The 14908-nt window shown below is 66.4% G+C and carries 15 protein-coding genes; 3 read left to right on the top strand and 12 right to left on the bottom strand.

The genetic code is table 11. The annotated features are described in order from the left end of the window. Positions 1-115 precede the first annotated feature (115 nt). The 5 genes from AC066Y_RS20505 to rsmI all read right to left on the bottom strand — a co-directional run bounded on the left by AC066Y_RS20505 (position 116) and on the right by rsmI (position 5223). Entirely contained in the window at positions 116-1654 is a 1539-nt protein-coding gene (locus tag AC066Y_RS20505) for a YifB family Mg chelatase-like AAA ATPase (RefSeq protein ID WP_478275455.1), read from the bottom strand. A gap of 106 nt (positions 1655-1760) precedes the next feature. Next, the gene (locus AC066Y_RS20500; protein WP_478275454.1) at positions 1761-2732 is read right to left on the bottom strand and encodes an MBL fold metallo-hydrolase; all 972 of its coding nucleotides are present in this window, start codon (positions 2730-2732) and stop codon (positions 1761-1763) included. Positions 2733-2921: 189 nt separating this feature from the next. Further along, on the bottom strand, positions 2922-3869 hold the full coding sequence (gene gshB / locus AC066Y_RS20495; protein ID WP_478275453.1) for a glutathione synthase: 948 nt from the start codon (positions 3867-3869) through the stop codon (positions 2922-2924). A 30-nt stretch (positions 3870-3899) separates the two neighbouring features. Further along, on the bottom strand, positions 3900-4283 hold the full coding sequence (locus AC066Y_RS20490; protein WP_176534543.1) for a YraN family protein: 384 nt from the start codon (positions 4281-4283) through the stop codon (positions 3900-3902). After that, entirely contained in the window at positions 4270-5223 is a 954-nt protein-coding gene (gene rsmI, locus AC066Y_RS20485) for a 16S rRNA (cytidine(1402)-2'-O)-methyltransferase (protein WP_478275452.1), read from the bottom strand. Before rsmI ends, AC066Y_RS20490 begins: the two co-directional genes overlap by 14 nt. A 219-nt stretch (positions 5224-5442) precedes the next feature. Between rsmI and AC066Y_RS20480 the strand changes: the two genes are divergently transcribed. Further along, a complete protein-coding gene (locus AC066Y_RS20480; protein ID WP_478275451.1) occupies positions 5443-6657 on the top strand; it encodes a penicillin-binding protein activator in 1215 nt (404 codons plus the stop codon). Between the two features lie 203 nt (positions 6658-6860). Here AC066Y_RS20480 and hemW read toward each other — a convergent pair whose 3' ends face one another. From hemW to rph, 3 genes are read right to left on the bottom strand one after another with little or no spacing between them, the layout of a single operon-like run. Further along, positions 6861-8018 (bottom strand): radical SAM family heme chaperone HemW, encoded by a 1158-nt coding sequence (gene hemW / locus AC066Y_RS20475; protein WP_456658418.1) that lies wholly within the window; start codon positions 8016-8018, stop codon positions 6861-6863. After that, positions 8005-8640: an RdgB/HAM1 family non-canonical purine NTP pyrophosphatase gene (gene rdgB, locus AC066Y_RS20470; RefSeq protein WP_478275450.1), complete on the bottom strand. Its 636-nt coding sequence runs from the start codon at positions 8638-8640 to the stop codon at positions 8005-8007. Before rdgB ends, hemW begins: the two co-directional genes overlap by 14 nt. A gap of 11 nt (positions 8641-8651) precedes the next feature. Further along, the gene (gene rph / locus AC066Y_RS20465) at positions 8652-9365 is read right to left on the bottom strand and encodes a ribonuclease PH (protein ID WP_016841497.1); all 714 of its coding nucleotides are present in this window, start codon (positions 9363-9365) and stop codon (positions 8652-8654) included. Between the two features lie 173 nt (positions 9366-9538). Here rph and hrcA point away from each other — a divergent pair, with 173 nt between their 5' ends. Further along, positions 9539-10627: a heat-inducible transcriptional repressor HrcA gene (hrcA, locus tag AC066Y_RS20460; RefSeq protein ID WP_092120971.1), complete on the top strand. Its 1089-nt coding sequence runs from the start codon at positions 9539-9541 to the stop codon at positions 10625-10627. A gap of 165 nt (positions 10628-10792) precedes the next feature. After that, positions 10793-11398 (top strand): nucleotide exchange factor GrpE, encoded by a 606-nt coding sequence (gene grpE, locus AC066Y_RS20455; protein ID WP_478275449.1) that lies wholly within the window; start codon positions 10793-10795, stop codon positions 11396-11398. A gap of 45 nt (positions 11399-11443) precedes the next feature. Here the strand turns inward: grpE and AC066Y_RS20450 are convergent, their stop codons facing one another. The 4 genes from AC066Y_RS20450 to AC066Y_RS20435 form a co-directional block, all read right to left on the bottom strand. Next, positions 11444-11869, bottom strand: a complete 426-nt coding sequence (locus AC066Y_RS20450; RefSeq protein ID WP_478275448.1) for a VOC family protein — start codon at positions 11867-11869, stop codon at positions 11444-11446. Between the two features lie 67 nt (positions 11870-11936). Further along, positions 11937-12779 carry a helix-turn-helix domain-containing protein gene (locus AC066Y_RS20445; protein WP_478275447.1) on the bottom strand — a complete coding sequence of 281 codons (843 nt, stop codon included), beginning with the start codon at positions 12777-12779 and terminating at the stop codon, positions 11937-11939. 24 nt (positions 12780-12803) lie between these two features. After that, a complete protein-coding gene (gene pncA / locus AC066Y_RS20440; RefSeq protein WP_478275446.1) occupies positions 12804-13514 on the bottom strand; it encodes a bifunctional nicotinamidase/pyrazinamidase in 711 nt (236 codons plus the stop codon). Positions 13515-13611: 97 nt separating this feature from the next. After that, positions 13612-14547, bottom strand: a complete 936-nt coding sequence (locus AC066Y_RS20435; RefSeq protein WP_478275445.1) for a hypothetical protein — start codon at positions 14545-14547, stop codon at positions 13612-13614. Between the last annotated feature and the right edge of the window lie 361 nt (positions 14548-14908).

Below are 14908 nucleotides of genomic sequence, written 5' to 3'. Positions count from 1 at the left end.
ACAACTCGCTCGACCCAAGTCTGCCGCGGATCGCGGTGCTTATGGTTTGCGGAGCGTAAATGAGAGTGGTTACTGTCGCGTTGACGCGGCAGGCACCGGGCGGAAACGGGGGAGATCACGCCGCGCGGCGCAAATCGTCGGCCAATGCACGATAGGACAGCGCTTCGGCGAGGTGCAGCCGGCCGATCGTCTCGGCGTTGTCGAGATCGGCGAGCGTGCGCGCCACCCGCAGCACGCGGTGATAGCCGCGCGCGGTGAGGTGCATGGTCTCGGCCGCCTCGCGGAGCAGCTTCTGGCCATGCGCATCAGGCTGCGCGATGGTTTCGAGCAGCGCGCTCGGCGCTTCCGCATTGGTGCGGACATGCGGCATGCCGGCGGCAGCGTAGCGCGCGAGCTGGATGTCGCGCGCGGCCGCGACGCGTGCGGCGACTTCGGCCGAGCCCTCCGCCGGCGGCGGCAGGATCAGATCCGCCGCGGTGACGGCAGGCACCTCGATCCGCAGGTCGATGCGATCCATCAGCGGCCCGGAGATCCGCATCTGGTAGTCGGCAGTGCAGCGGTCGAGCCGGCCGCGCTTGCAGGAATAGCCGGGCTCATAGGCGTGGCCGCAGCGGCACGGGTTCATCGCCGCGACCAGCATGAAGCGCGCCGGATAGGTGACGCGATGGTTGGCCCGGCTCACCGAAACCTCGCCGTTTTCCAGCGGCTGGCGCAGCGAATCCAGCACCCGCGGATCGAACTCCGGCAATTCGTCGAGGAACAGCACGCCCTGATGCGCGAGCGAGATCTCGCCGGGCTTGGCGCGCATGCCGCCGCCAGTCAGCGCCGCCATGCTTGCGGAATGATGCGGGCTGCGGAACGGGCGCCGCGCGGTCAGGGCGCCGTCGCGGATCTCGCCGGCGACGGAGGCGATCATCGAGACTTCGAGCAGCTCCGACGGCGACAGCGGCGGCAGGATCGAGGGCAGCCGCGCCGCCAGCATCGACTTGCCGGCGCCGGGCGAGCCCATCATGAGCAAATGGTGTCCGCCGGCGGCCGCGATCTCGAGCGCGCGCTTTGCGCTTTCCTGGCCCTTGATGTCGCGCAGGTCGAGCAAGGCTTCCTCGCGCTCATGCACCTTCGGCTGCGGCCGCGACAGCACTTGCGTGCCCTTGAAGTGATTGGCGATCTGGATCAGCGAGTGCGCCGCAATGATCTGGATGTCGGGGCTTGCCCAGGCGGCCTCCGAGCCGCAGGCGGCCGGACAGATCAATCCCTCATCGCGCGAATTGGCGCCGATCGCCGCGGGCAGCACGCCTGCCACGGGCGCGATCGAGCCGTCGAGCCCGAGTTCGCCGAGCACGGTGAAGCCGCTGAGCGCATCCGGCGGGATCGCCCCGATCGCCGCCATCAGGCCGAGCGCAATCGGCAGGTCGTAATGGCTGCCCTCCTTGGGCAGGTCGGCCGGCGCGAGGTTGACGGTAATGCGACGGGCGGGAAGCGCGAGGCCGGAGGCGATCAGCGCCGAGCGCACCCGCTCGCGCGCCTCCGACACCGCCTTGTCGGGCAGGCCGACAATCGCGAACGCCGGCAATCCCGGCGCGACCTGCACCTGCACGTCGACCGCGCGAGCCTCGATCCCCTCGAATGCGACGGTGGAAACCCGCTGGACCATGCTGCCCCTATCTTCCGCCACCCAAGGTAGCGGAGCGGATTGCCCAGCGCAAGAACATTAAGGGAACATCCGGGGGCGACGCGCGCCGTCCCCGGATGATCAGCCGTCAGAGCGTCATCTGCATCGGTTCCGGATAGTAGTGGAAGCCCTCGCCGGCCTTGGCGACATGGCCGTAGCCGGGCCAGGCGAAGTGGTAGGACATCACCGGCGTCTTGTTCGCGGCCAGCATCTCGAGCAGCTTGACCCGTGAGTTCGCCGCCTGCTTCGGATCGGTGTCGTAGGAGAACTCCATCCGCGGCCGCTCCAGCAGCAGCACCGCGTGATGCGAGAGGTCGCCGAGGAAGGCAAAGGACTTGCCACCCGAGCTGACCATGAAGATGGTGTGGCCCACGGTGTGGCCGGGCGCCGCGATCGCCTGCACGCCGGGCAGGAATTCCTGGCCGTCCTTGAAGAACACGATGCGGTCGCGCACCGGCAGCAGGTTCTTGCGGGCGTGCACCACAAAGTCCTTCAACGGACTGCCCATCTTGCCTTCGTCGGTCCAGAAATCGAGATCGCTTTGCGCGATGTAGTACTGCGCATTCGGGAACAGCGGCTTGTCGTCGGCGCCGACAATGCCGCCGATATGATCGATATGCGCGTGCGACAGCACGACGGCGTCGATGTCCTCCGGCTTGATGCCGGCTTCCTGCATGCTCTTCTGCTGCCGGCCGGTGGTCGGACCGAAGGCCTTCGAGGTGCCCATGCCGGTATCGAACAGGATCAGTCTGTCGCCCATGTTGACGATCGGCGAGTTCTGCTCGAGCACGACATTGTCGGGCGAGAGGAAATTGTCGGAGAGCATCTTCTTCACTTCTTCCTTCGGCACGCCGGTGAAGGTGCCGGAGGGATCGCCGAGCGGAAGCGGGCCGTCGGAGACGACCGTCACTTCGGCATCGCCGAGAACGAAGCGGTGCCAATAGGGTGTCTGCGTGCCGAGCTTGGGCGCGCGCGCCTGCGCGGTGCCGCCGAGCAGTGTGCTGGCGCCGAGACCGGCACCGAGCGCGAGCAAGGATCGTCGTGAGACATTGAGCGTCATAACGTCTTCCTCCAAGATTTTTATGAGATTTTCGCGTTGTCGCCCGCATTGGCCCGCCGCTTGACCTGACGCAGGCAACAGGATGCTGCCTTCGCCTGCGCAAGCTGGCAAGAAGAATAAGGCGAACGGCAGCGCGGTCGAACTCTGGCTAGAGCTCAACCTGCATGTGCAGCGCACAAGGGAAGAGGATTATTTCGCGGCGCGCTTCTTCTTGATGGTATCCCAGATCATCGCTGCGACGTCGGGGCCATTGAGCCGCTGAATGGCGCGGATGCCGGTCGGCGAGGTGACGTTGATCTCGGTCAGATTGCCGTCGATCACGTCGATGCCGACGAACAGCAGGCCGCGTTCGCGCAGCGCCGGTCCGAGTGTGGCGCAGATTTCGCGCTCGCGATCGGAGAGCTCGGTCGCCTTGGCCGCACCGCCGCGCACCATGTTGGAGCGCAGATCGTCCGCCGCCGGCACGCGGTTGACGGCGCCGGCGAATTCGCCGTCGACCAGGATGATGCGCTTGTCGCCATGCTTCACCTCGGGGAGGAAGCGCTGGATCACCCAGGGCTCCCTGAAGGTGACCGAGAACATGTCGAACAGCGACCCGAAGTTCATGTCCTGCGGCATCACGCGGAAAACCGCGGCGCCGCCATGGCCGTGCAACGGTTTCATGACGACGGCGCCGTGCTGGTCGCGGAAGGCGTTGATCTCGTCGAGGTCGCGCGAGATCAGGGTCGGCGGCATCAGCTGCGGGAAATTCATCACGAACAGCTTTTCCGGCGCGTTGCGCACGCTGGCCGGATTGTTGACGACCAGGGTCTTCGGATGGATGCGCTCCAAAAAGTGCGTCGAGGTGATGTAGGCGAGATCGAACGGCGGGTCCTGCCGCAGCAGCACGACGTCGAAGCCGTTGAGCGGCTCCCGCTTCGGCTCGCCCAGCGTGAAGTGATCGCCGACCTCGTCGCGCACGGTGAGAGGCTGCACCGGCGCCACTAGCTCCTCGCCGCGCAGCGACAGCTTGTCGGGCGTGTAGTAGGAAATGCCGTGGCCGCGCTTCTGCGCCTCGAGCAGCAGCGCAAAGGTCGAATCGCCGCGGATGTTGATGCGCGCGATGGGATCCATCTGGACGGCGATCTTCAATTTCATAAGTGTGTCCCGCGAGGTCTGAGGGTAACTTTAAGGGCTTGCGTCGAATGCCGCTAACAGATGGCGCGGCAGGCTCTTCGGCGCAATCAGCACGGCGTCGAATCTGAGGTCAAATTCGGCATGTTCGGGATGCGCCATCAGCCAGGCCTGCGCGGCGTTGACGATGCGCTGCTGCTGGCGCGGCGTCACCGCATAGGCGGCGTCGTCGAGGCTGGCACGGGCCTTGACCTCGACGAAGGCGACGAGATTGCGCCGGCGCGCAACGAGGTCGATCTCGCCATAGGGCGTGCGGAAGCGTCTCGCCAGGATGCGATAGCCCTTGGCGATCAGAAGGGCCGCCGCGCGGCTCTCGGCCGAGATGCCGGTGCGGAACGCGGCGACGCGTTCGGGCGAGGCGCTGTCAGTCTTCGCCATCGCCGTCCCCGATGGTCTTCGCGAGCTCGAGGGCGCGCGCGTAAACCTCGCGGCGCGGCCGGCCCGACAGTTCGACCGCGTGGGCCACCGCATCCTTGACGCTGCCGCGGCCAAGCTGCGCGCGCAGGAGATCGTCGAGCGCATCCTGGCCCATCACCCCGGCATCGTCGGCCGGAGGTCCAATCACGAGCACGAACTCGCCGCGCGTCTCCAGCGCGTCCGCGTTGGCCGCAAGCTCGGCCACCGGCGCGCGCTTGACCTCCTCGTGCAACTTGGTCAGCTCGCGACAGATCGCCGCATCGCGCCCAGCCATGATCGCGGCGAGATCGCGCAGCGTGTCCTGCACGCGATTGCCCGATTCGAACATCACGAGCGTCGCATCGATCCGGGCGAGCTCGGTAAGCCGCGCGTGGCGCGCGTGCTCCTTCGCCGGCAAAAATCCCTCGAAGAAGAACCGATCGGTCGGCAGCGCCGCAACCGATAGCGCCGTCAGCACCGACGACGGCCCGGGCACCGCGACGACGGCATGCCCGGCGGCGCAGACGTCGCGCACCAGCTTGAAGCCGGGATCGGAGATCAGCGGCGTGCCGGCGTCCGAGACCAGTGCGATGGCAGCACCTTGCGCCAATCGCTCGAGGATCTTGGGCCGGGCCTGGGCCGCGTTGTGCTCATGGTAGAGCGCCAGTTCGACGGTGATTGCATAACGCTCGGTCAGCCGGCGCGTGATCCTGGTGTCCTCGCAGGCGATGACGTCGACGCCCGCCAGCGTTTCCAGCGCGCGCAGGGTGATGTCGCCGAGGTTGCCGATCGGGGTCGCCACCAGATGGAGCCCGGGCGCGGCCTTTGGCGCCGCCAGCTGCTGGCCGGCGATCGAAAAGGTCCTGGCCGCTGTGCCTGTCGTGGCATCGGAATGGTGGAGGGAACTGGCTTTTGCGCGCATAATGCCAATCTAGAGGGATGGCAGCACTTGCGCCACATCCGGAAACCGCGATGACGGTAGGCGGTTGCCGAGGGAAACGGGAGCCGCGGCAACGGCGCCGCGAGGCCATAATCCTTTTGTTTTAGTTAACTATTCGCCGACAATATGCCTGAATCCACCCGCCTCATCAGAGCTGGATGGAGTCCTGGCCGATCCTGGTCGGTCAAGAGAAGAGAGACGATGGCAGGCCCGCATCACCGCATGTCCCCGCCGTCGGGCACGACCCGGCGAACCGCGCTTGGTCTGCTCGTTGGCGCGCCGTTGCTGAGCGCCTGTTCCGGCGTCCAGCAGAGCCTGAGCCAGTTTTCCAGCCCGTTCGGCGGCAACCAGGAAGCCGGTCCGGCCGGCCCGCCGCAACAGCCGCAGGCGGTCGGCACCGGGCAGGTCAAGATCGGGCTGATCCTGCCGCTGTCGGCTTCCGGCAATGCCGGGCTCGCCGCGCAATCGATGCGGAACGCCGCCGAAATGGCGCTCGCGGAATTTCAGAACCCGAACATCCAGCTCCTGATCAAGGATGATGGCGGCAGCCCGCAGGGCGCGGCGCAAGGCACCCAGCAGGCGCTGTCCGAAGGCGCCGAGATCATTCTGGGACCGCTGTTCGCAGGCTCGGTGCCGCCCACCGCGCAGCTGACACGGCCGCGCGGAACGTCGGTGATCGCATTCTCCACCGATTCGAGCGTCGCGGGGCACGGCGTCTATCTGCTGAGTTTCCTGCCGGAGTCCGACATCAATCGGATCGTCGACTACTCCGCCGGGATCGGAAAGCGCTCGTTCGCCGCGATGGTTCCGGACAACGCCTATGGCAACGTGGTCGAGGCCGCGTTCAAGCAGGCGGTCGGCCGCAAGAACGGCCGCGTCGTCGCATTCGAGAAATATGGCGCCGATCGCGCGACGCCGGCGCGGACCGTGGCCCAGGCGCTGGGCCAGGCCGATGCGCTGCTGCTCGCCGACGACGGCGATTCGGTGGTCGCGACCGCTGACGCGCTGACCGCAGCGGGTGCCAATCTGCGCAACATCCAGCTGCTCGGCACCGGGCTGTGGGACAATCCGCGGGTGTTCGCGAGCCCGGTCCTGCAGGGCGGCCTCTACGCCGCGCCCGATCCGTCCGGTTTCCGCAGCTTCGCCGGCCGCTATCGCGCCAAATACGGCGGCGAGCCGGTGCGCACCGCAACGCTTGCCTATGACGCCGTCGCGCTGATGGCGGCGTTGGCGCGTACCCAGGGTGCGCAGCGTTTTGCACCGGAGACGCTGACCAATCCATCCGGCTTTGCCGGGATCGACGGTCTGTTCCGTTTCCGCTCCGACGGCACCAATGAACGCGGCCTTGCCGTCATGAAGGTGGCGTCCGGCGGCGGCACGCCGGTCGCCGGCTCGCCGAAGAGCTTTGGCGCTTGATTTTCGTCAGGCGGTCAAGCTGCCTTGTCGAGCGCCGGAACCCGCCAGCTACTTTGCATGGGGTTGTTTTCGATATTTTGGCAGCGCCTGGAGCGTTTTCGAGCGAGGTGGATACCGGTTCGCGTGAAGAAAACGCGTCAAAACAACAATCTAGAGCGCCGTTCCGATTCAATCCGAACGGGATAGGCCCTACGGGATAGGCCCTAGGCCGCGAGATCCGCGACGACGGCATCGAGCACCGGAAATCCCGACTTCGTCACGCGCAGCCGTCCGTCGGCATCGACGGCGATCGCGCCTTCCTCGCGCAGCATCGCGATCCGGTGCGGATCGAGCTTTCGGCCGGAGAGCTTGGCATAGCGCTGGGGATCGATGCCCTCGGCGAGCCGCAGCCCCATCAAGAGGAATTCGTCGGCGCGTTCTTCGCTGTTGAGGCTGTCATCGGTGACGACGCCATGACCGCGCTCCTCGACGTTCAACAGCCAGGCCTCGGGGCGCCGCTCGGTCGCGGTCGCGTGCCTGACGCCGTCGATGTCGAGCCTTCCATGCGCGCCGGGGCCGATGCCGGCATATTGCTCGCCGCGCCAATAGACCAGGTTGTGCTTGCACTCGGCGCCGGTGCGGGCGTGGTTGGAGATCTCGTAGGCCGGCAATCCCTCGCGGGCGCAGACCTCCTGCGTCACGTCGTAGAGCGCGCGCGCGGTCGCTTCGTCCGGGGTCTGCAATTTGCCGGCGGCATGCAGCCCGAAGAACGGCGTGCCTTCCTCGATCGTGAGCTGATAGAGCGACAGATGCTCGGCCGCTTCCGAGATCGCTTGCTTCAATTCATCCGCCCACATCTGCGGCGTCTGGTCGGGCCGCGCGTAGATCAGATCGAACGAGTAACGGTCGAACGCGGAGCGCGCGATCGCAACCGCGTCGAGCGCCTCGCGCGCGGTATGCAGGCGGCCCAATGCCTTCAGCGAAGCATCGTCCAGTGCCTGCACGCCGAGCGAGACGCGGTTGACGCCAGCGGCGCGATAGCCGCGAAAGCGCGTCGCCTCGACGCTGGTCGGATTGGCCTCGAGCGTCACCTCGACGTCGCGCGAGACCTGCCAGTGCTTGCCGATCGCATCGAGCACGGCGCCGACGGTCTGCGGCTGCATCAGCGAGGGCGTGCCGCCGCCGAGAAAGATCGAGGTGACCTCGCGGCCCGGCACCCGCGCGGCCGTGGTCTCGATCTCGCGGGCGAACGCGCGCACGAAGCGCGCCTCGTCGACCGGCGCGTGCCGGACGTGGCTGTTGAAATCGCAATACGGGCATTTGGACAGGCAGAACGGCCAGTGCACGTAGACGCCGAAAGCTTCTCGTTCAGCGTGGCTCAAGGCAGATCTCCGTGAGCTTCACGAAGGCGCGGGCGCGATGCGACAGGCCGAGTCCGAGCGGCGGCAGGCCGTGCTTCTCGATGCTGCTCATCTCGCCAAAGGTCCGCGTGTACCCGTCGGGCAGGAAAGCCGGATCATAGCCGAATCCGGCGGTGCCGCGCGGCGGCCAGACCAGGGTTCCATCGGCGCGGGCCTCGACCTCCTCGAGGTGATCGTCGGGCCAGGCCACGCACAGCGCGGAGACGAAGTGCGCCCTGCGCTGGTCCGGCGCGATGGCGCCGCGCTCCTGCAGCAGGCGCTCGATCCGCGTCATCGCCGCCATGAAGTCCTTGCCCTCGCCGGCCCAGCGCGCCGAGTAGATCCCGGGCGCGCCGTCGAGCGCGTCGACCACGAGGCCGGAATCGTCGGCGAAGGCCGGCAGTCGGGAGGCCTTCGCGGCCGCGATCGCCTTGATCGCCGCATTGGCGCGAAAGCTGTCGCCGGTCTCCTCGGGCTCGGCGAGACCGAGCTCGCCGGCCGACACCGCCTCCACGCCGTGCGGCGCCAGCAGTTCCCGCATCTCGGCAAGCTTGCCGGGATTATGGGTGGCGATGACGAGCCTTCCGGTGATTCGGCGGTGCATGACCAATCTGACTACGCCACCGCGATCTTTTGCAAGTCGACCAGACGCGCGACACCTTTGCGCGCCAGTGCCATCAGCGCCAGGAATTCACCTTCCGAGAACGGCGTCTTCTCGGCGGTGCCCTGCACCTCGATGATGCGGCCGTCGCCGGTCATGACGAAATTGGCGTCGGTGTCGGCCTCGGAGTCCTCGGCATAGTCGAGATCGAGCACCGGCGTGCCCTGGTAGATGCCGCAGGAGATCGCCGCCACGTTGTCGCGCAACACGTTGGTCTTCAGCATGTTGCGGGTCTTCATCCAGTTGATGCAGTCGGCCAGCGCCACCCAGGCACCGGTGATCGAGGCGGTGCGGGTGCCGCCATCGGCCTGGATGACGTCGCAATCGACCGTGATCTGGCGCTCGCCGAGCGCCTCGAGGTCGACGGCGGCGCGCAGCGAGCGGCCGATCAGGCGCTGGATCTCGACCGTGCGGCCGCCCTGCTTGCCGGCCGAGGCCTCGCGGCGGGTGCGTTCCAGAGTGGCGCGCGGCAGCATGCCGTATTCGGCGGTGACCCAGCCGCGGCCCTGGCCCTTCAGCCACGGCGGCAACCGCTCTTCCAGCGTGGCGGTCACCAGCACATGGGTGTCGCCGAACTTCACCATGCAGGAACCCTCGGCATATTTGACGACGCCGCGTTCCAGCGACACGGGACGCAGTTCATCGGGCGCACGGCGGCTTGGCCGCATTGGAAATCCTCCAGAAATCCGAGAAAATGAGTTGGCCGTGCTTGTAGGGGGGGGAAGGGGCAGCGGCAAGGGTTTTCGGCCCCGGTAACGTCCCGGTATCAAGGGGTTGAATGCATACTTGTCACCGGCCCGCCGGATCGACAAATTAGACAGCAATTGTGAGGGACTGGAGTGTGACTCATCACGATCCGATCGGCCTGATCGCGCCGCATGCCGGGCTTGCCCAGCTCAATGAGCGGTCGCGCGACATTTTTCGTCAAATCGTCGAAAGCTATCTCGCGACCGGCGAGCCGGTCGGCTCGCGCAATATTTCGCGGCTGATCGCATTACCGCTGTCGCCGGCCTCGGTCCGCAATGTGATGTCGGACCTCGAGCAGCTCGGCCTGATCTATGCGCCGCACACATCGGCGGGCCGGCTGCCGACCGAACTCGGCCTGCGTTTCTTCGTCGACGCCCTGATGCAGGTCGGCGACCTTACCGAGGCCGAGCGGCAATCGATCCAGACCCAGCTGGCGGCCGTCGATCGCGCGCAGTCGGTCGAGGCGGCGCTTGGCGAAGCGCTGACGCGGCTGTCGGGGCTGACCCGTGCCGCGGCTGTGGTGCTGACGCAGAAGTCGAATGCGCGGTTGAAGCACATTGAATTCGTGCGGCTGGAGCCGGAGAAGGCGCTGGTCGTGCTGGTCGGCGAAGACGGCCAGGTCGAAAACCGGGTGCTGGCGCTGCCGCCGGGCGTGCCGTCCTCGGCCCTGACCGAAGCGACCAATTTCCTCAATGCGCGGATCCGCGGCCGGACGCTGGCCGAAGCGCGGCTCGAGCTCGAGACGGCATTGACGCAAAACCGCGCCGAGCTCGATCAGCTCACGCAAAAGGTCGTCGCGGCCGGCATCGCGAGTTGGTCCGGCGGCGCGAACGAGGACCGCCAGCTGATCGTGCGTGGTCACGCCAATCTGCTCGAGGATCTGCATGCACTCGACGATCTCGAGCGCATCAAGTCGCTGTTCGACGATCTCGAGACCAAGCGCGGCGTGATCGATCTGCTCGGCCGTGCCGAGCGCGGCGAGGGGGTACGGATCTTCATCGGCTCGGAGAACAAGCTGTTCTCGCTGTCGGGTTCCTCCACCATCATCGCGCCCTACGGCGACGCCCAGGGCCGGATCGTCGGCGTGCTCGGCGTGATCGGACCGACGCGGCTGAACTATGCGCGGGTGATCCCGACCGTGGATTATGCCGCGCGCATCGTCAGCAAGATGCTGGGCGGCTGATCAGGGCGGATTTGGCCTGCATGTGACGGGTTTCGTTCACCCGGGCCGGAGAGCCCGCTGCCCGAAGGGGGTATGTTACGCTTGATTTTCGCCGCCCAAAGCACGATATCCCGGCAAGCAATCCCCAAGATTTGAACCGACGCGAGTTTTTCGAGAAGGCAAGCCATGACCGATCCGAACCGGGCCAATGACAACAGCGAGAATTCGGCACCGACGGGTGAACCCGTGGTCTCGAAGCCTTACATCATGCCCGACGATCCCGAGGTGGGATCGGCCGAGGCGCTGGCCAAGGAACTCGCCGAGGCGAAGGACCGCACGCTGCGCACGCTGGCCGAGATGGAGAACCTCCGTCAGCGCACCCGCCGCGAGGTTGCCGACGCCAAGACCTACGGCATCACCGGCTTCGCCCGCGACGTGCTCGATATCGCCGACAATCTGCAGCGCGCGCTCGACGCGGTGCCGGCCGAGACCAAGGAAGCCGCCGATCCCGGCCTGAAGGCGCTGATCGAAGGCGTCGAGCTGACCGAGCGTTCGCTGCTCAACGCGCTGGAGAAGAACGGCGTGAAGAAGTTCGATCCGATCGGCGAGAAGTTCGATCCGAACTTCCAGCAGGCGATGTTCGAGGTGCCGGACACCTCGGTGCCGTCGGGCACCGTGGTGCAGGTTGTGCAGGCCGGCTACATGATCGGCGACCGCATCCTGCGTCCGGCGCTGGTCGGCGTCTCCAAGGGCGGCGCCAAGGCGGCCCCGAGCGCCGATATCACGGTCTGATCGCTTCGACGCCGGCCCTGAAGCTGTGAGCTTGCTGCTGTCGTGTCACGGCAGCGGCTTCTCATGAGCCTTCGGCCAATAGGTGCCGAAGCTCCAGAGATTTCCTTCCGGGTCACGGCAGGCGAAATCACGGCTGCCGTAGTCGGTGTCATGCAGCTCCATTTCGATCTTGGCACCCGCCGCTCTGGCCTTCGCATGCAGGGCGTCGGGATCGTCGACGGCGATGTAGATTGAATCGGTGCGGCGGCCGGTGACATCGCCGACCAGCCTGCCATAGGCATCGTCGCGGCTCTGCCCCAGCATCAGCATCGAGGAACCGTAGGCAAGCTCGGCGTGGTGGATCACGCTGCTGTCGCGGTAGACCACGTGCTCGGTGAATCCGATCACCGTCTTGAGCCAGCCGATCATCGCCTCGGCGTCCTTGCAGCGCAGGGTCGGGTAGATGCGCGGGGGTTCGATGTCGTGCGTCATGTCACAGGCCTCCTTGGCTGATAGCGCCACTCTGCACGAGGCAATCCGGCTTCGGCTTGAAGGTTTGTTACCAGTCCTCGGAACGAACCAGCCGGCCACCGGTCAGCGCCTGGCGGCGCGCCCAGGCTGTTGGCGGTTCGCCAGCGAATTCGACGAATTCGCGGGCGAGGTGGGCCTGGTCGGCATAGCCGCTTTCCGCCGCGATCCCAGCCCAGCCGAGCCTGGATTCGCTTTGCGCAAGCCGGCTCGCCCGATGAAACCGCATCATGCGCGCCAGCGATTTGGGCGCGAGGCCGAGCTCGGATCGAAACCGGCCGACCAGATGCTTGCGGCTCCAGCCGATCTCGCCGGCCAGTGCCGTGATGCTGATGGCTCCGGCCGAACGCGCCAGTCTTCGATAGGCGAACGCGATTTCGGGAGACGGCGTGTGGCCAGCGCGGCGAAGCACGAACGCCTCGATCAGGTCGAAGCGGCGCTGCCAGCACGACATAGCGCCGAGCTGTAGGCGCAGATGACGGCCATCATGGCCGAGCACGTCCTCGAGTTCGATCATGCGTCCGGCCAACTCGGTCACGGCGCCGCCGAAGAAGCTGTAAGCCCCAAGCGGGGTGAAATCCACCTGCACGCAGGCGGCGTGGCCATCGGACTCGATGTAGATCGGTCCCGCATAGAGACCGGCAGCAAAGCTCTGCTGGCGGTCGCTCGCTTCAGGCTCGCGCCCGAGCGCGATCAGGAATGGGGAGCCGAAGCTGATGATCAGCGGCACGATCAGCGGTGCGGTCTGCCGCTGCGCGAACCGGCCGGTCGCGCTCTCGCGATAGCCGGTCATCGCAGCAATCAGTCCCGTGGTGCGCAGCGATGGTGCGCGCTGCACGAATTCGAATGCGACGGGTGGCGCAAACTCGGCCATACGAATCTCGCGCGAGGCCGCGACTTACCCGATATCCGACGATTGGATCCGCTTGACGCCGGCCTTGTCCATGTCGGTCCAGGCCTTGGCCAGCGACCCCTGGGTGTCGATGCCGCGACAGGCGTCCTCCACGACATAGGTTTCGAAGCCCGCCTTGCGCGCATCGAGCGCGGTCCATGCCACGCAGAAATCGGTGGCGAGCCCGGCCACGAAAACCCGCTCGACATTGCGCGCCTTCAGATAGGCGGCGAGCCCCGTGGTGGTCTTGCCGTCGGCTTCGGTGAAGGCGGAGTAGCTGTCGACGTCCTTGTGAAAGCCCTTGCGGATGATCAGCTCGGCCTGCGGGATGGCGAGATCCTTCGACAGCGAGGCGCCGTCGGTGCCCTGGACGCAGTGGTCGGGCCACAGCACCTGCTTGCCGTAGGCGAGGTCGATGGTCTCGAACGGCTTCTTGCCGGCATGGACCGAGGCAAACGAGATGTGTCCGGGCGTGTGCCAGTCCTGCGTCATCACCACATTGGCAAAGCTCTTGGCGATCTTGTTGATCACCGGCACCACCTGCTCACCGTCCTTCACCGCGAGGCTGCCGCCGGGCAGGAAGCAGTTCTGGACGTCGATCACGAGCAGCGCGGAGCCCTCGTCGGGCTTGATCGCAGCCGCCCAGAGCCTCCTGGGAACCAGGGTCGCAAGCGCCAACGTGCCGAGGCCTGCAACTATCTGTCGTCGATCCAGCATCGGGCCCCTCCTCGCTTTGATACCGCGCGAGGAGGCTAGTTCCGTTCGGCGAACGGCGAAAGTGGGATTTTTCCAACCGGCCTTGCGAAGGGCCCGATCAGCCGCGCGGCTGGATGCCGTCGCGGACTGCGCGGAAGCGTGGGAAGGCGGTCTCCCAATCGGTGCGCGGCGTGCTGCCGATGATCCGCAGCGATGTCTGCGCGCCGAACCGCAGCCACTGCACGATGGTCACCGGGGTGTTGTCCTTGCCGCTGACGGCGTCGATCCGGGTCTCGAAGCCGGGCTGGCCGTCGATCCGGATCGGTTCGGACATGGTGATCCGCCCGTCGCGCACGCCGGGGATCGTGGTGGCGATCTGCTGGGCAAAGCGGCCGCGATCATCGGGCGTCGCCGGCGCCGAAGCGATGACGCCGAGCAGCATGAAGGGCTTGCTCTCCAGGCCCTTGTCGTCGCCATCGGCCATCAGCAGCGCCGCACCCGGCGCCAGCATGCGGATATTCTTGAAACTGCTGAGCTCGGTAACCTTGAACGGCATCATGGCGAGCTGCTCGTCGACCGGCACCTCCTTGCGGATTTCGGCGGAGGCGAACATCTGCCGGACGGCGTCGTCGGTGTAGATCTTGCCCGCGTTCTCCGGCACCTGCACGGCGACATAGCCGGAGAAGGTCGGCCCAGGCAGGATCATGGAATAGCGCCGCACATTGCTGGCGCCGACGCGGGCGCTCTCCACGGTGTAGTAGGCGAGGCCGGCCGGCGTCTCGAGGCTCTCGGGCTTGATGTTTCCGGTGCCGGCCGGGTTGGCCTTGAAGGCAGTCACGACCTCGTTGTAGGCGTCCGCAGGCAGGTCGGCGATCAGGACCTTGACGCCCTGGTCCTCTGTCTCGAAGCCGATGAAGGATTTGGCGCGGACGAGGCCCACCAGCGGTTTCATCCCGACATGCGCGCCCGGCGGAAACACTACGTCGGCGGCAAAGCCACGACAGGTGGCAGCAATCAGCAAGGCAACCGCAACGAGAACTCGAAAAGGCGTCATGGGGGATCTACCGGTTTTGCTTGGTGGCCGCGCAACGGGGCCGGTGCAGGGCTGGATGGCCTCTTCAGTCGGACCGCTTTTAGCGGTTTTGATGGCCCTGCAACAGGCCGCCAAATCTCCGCTCCAGGCCAGCCGGTTCAATTCCATGGGCTTTTCGCCTTGATTGGCAGGCACTTTCCAGTTTCCCGAGGTTTCCAGGAACGACCGCCTGCGGCCGCCAGCGGCCAAACAGCGCGCCCTCGACCCGTGCGCCGCTCTCGCATACGACGTTTGTGAGCGTTCACTCAACAGCGCTGGCGTCACGCGGCGAATGTCGCGGTCGACCGCGGGCGGCATTCTTGCCGATTTGTTAACTTGGTCC

Source organism: Bradyrhizobium sp. USDA3010 (assembly GCF_056429065.1).
This window is presented reverse-complemented; position numbering and strand designations above follow the sequence as displayed.

Bases quoted from the DNA above. Each gene is read 5' to 3' on its own strand.
- AC066Y_RS20505 (WP_478275455.1), bottom strand. From the start codon at position 1,654: ATGGTCCAGCGGGTTTCCACCGTCGCATTCGAGGGGATCGAGGCTCGC.
- AC066Y_RS20500 (WP_478275454.1), bottom strand. From the start codon at position 2,732: ATGACGCTCAATGTCTCACGACGATCCTTGCTCGCGCTCGGTGCCGGT.
- gshB (WP_478275453.1), bottom strand. From the start codon at position 3,869: ATGAAATTGAAGATCGCCGTCCAGATGGATCCCATCGCGCGCATCAAC.
- AC066Y_RS20490 (WP_176534543.1), bottom strand. From the start codon at position 4,283: ATGGCGAAGACTGACAGCGCCTCGCCCGAACGCGTCGCCGCGTTCCGC.
- rsmI (WP_478275452.1), bottom strand. From the start codon at position 5,223: ATGCGCGCAAAAGCCAGTTCCCTCCACCATTCCGATGCCACGACAGGC.
- AC066Y_RS20480 (WP_478275451.1), top strand. From the start codon at position 5,443: ATGGCAGGCCCGCATCACCGCATGTCCCCGCCGTCGGGCACGACCCGG.
- rdgB (WP_478275450.1), bottom strand. From the start codon at position 8,640: ATGCACCGCCGAATCACCGGAAGGCTCGTCATCGCCACCCATAATCCC.
- rph (WP_016841497.1), bottom strand. From the start codon at position 9,365: ATGCGGCCAAGCCGCCGTGCGCCCGATGAACTGCGTCCCGTGTCGCTG.
- grpE (WP_478275449.1), top strand. From the start codon at position 10,793: ATGACCGATCCGAACCGGGCCAATGACAACAGCGAGAATTCGGCACCG.
- AC066Y_RS20450 (WP_478275448.1), bottom strand. From the start codon at position 11,869: ATGACGCACGACATCGAACCCCCGCGCATCTACCCGACCCTGCGCTGC.
- AC066Y_RS20445 (WP_478275447.1), bottom strand. From the start codon at position 12,779: ATGGCCGAGTTTGCGCCACCCGTCGCATTCGAATTCGTGCAGCGCGCA.
- pncA (WP_478275446.1), bottom strand. From the start codon at position 13,514: ATGCTGGATCGACGACAGATAGTTGCAGGCCTCGGCACGTTGGCGCTT.
- AC066Y_RS20435 (WP_478275445.1), bottom strand. From the start codon at position 14,547: ATGACGCCTTTTCGAGTTCTCGTTGCGGTTGCCTTGCTGATTGCTGCC.